The following is a 981-nucleotide window of genomic DNA, read 5'->3' on the forward strand; positions in this document are numbered from 1 at the left end:
GCCGCCATCATGATGATGCGAGCCACGCATTCGATCCGGGCCATTGCCACTCACCTGGGTCGTGCGCCGAGCACCGTGTCGCGTGAAATTGCTCGCCATACGGTTGACCCTATCAAGGGCTACGATGCCGGCCTGGCGGGCTATCGGGCTCGCCTGACGCGACATCGGCCACGTCAGCGTCCCAAGCTGCACCCAGACGGGGAGCTCTTCGAGGTGGTGGTCCATCTGCTGCGCAAGTACTGGTCACCGCAACAGATAGCCCGCACACTGAAGCGCATGTCTCCCAACGATTCACGTCGTCAGGTCTCGCATGAGGCTATCTACAACGCGCTCTATGTGATGCCCCGCGGCAGTCTCAAGAAAGAGCTCATCGCCTGCCTGCGGCAGGGCAACGGCAAGCGTCGCTCACGCAGTCGTGGCAAGGATCGACGCCAGCAGATTCCCGATCGGGTCAGCATCCACATGCGCCCGCCTGAGATCGAAGACCGCTTGATGCCTGGCCACTGGGAGGGCGATCTCATCATTGGCGCCAACAATCGCTCCGCCGTCGGCACGCTGGTGGAGCGCACCACACGCTTGGTGATCCTGGCGAAAGTGGATGGCACCACGGCCACGGCGGCGGCCGTTGGCTTCAGCGATAAGCTCAATGAGGTGCCGCGAGCCCTGCGTCTGTCCATGACCTACGACCAGGGCAGGGAGATGGTGAAGCATGCCGAAATCACGCAGAAAACCGGTACGGCGATCTACTTCGCTGACCCGCATAGCCCATGGCAGCGGGGCTCCAACGAGAACACCAACGGGCTGTTGCGGCAGTATCTGCCAAAGGGAACGGATCTCTCCGTTTACAGCCAGGAAGAGCTCGATGAGATCGCCGACTCACTGAACACAAGGCCTCGCCAGACGTTGGACTGGCGAACCCCACTGGAAGTCTACGCCGAGGTGCTCAAGAAATCCGTCGGCGGACCGAGCACCCTTCAATAG

The 981-nt window shown here is 61.8% G+C and carries 1 protein-coding gene; it reads left to right on the forward strand.

From position 1 onward, the window contains the following. Positions 1-981, forward strand: a 981-nt coding sequence (locus ACUN9V_RS19920; protein WP_445512669.1) for an IS30 family transposase, incomplete at its 5' end; no start/stop codon positions are given.

The sequence above is a fragment of the Salinicola sp. V024 genome (assembly GCF_052645315.1).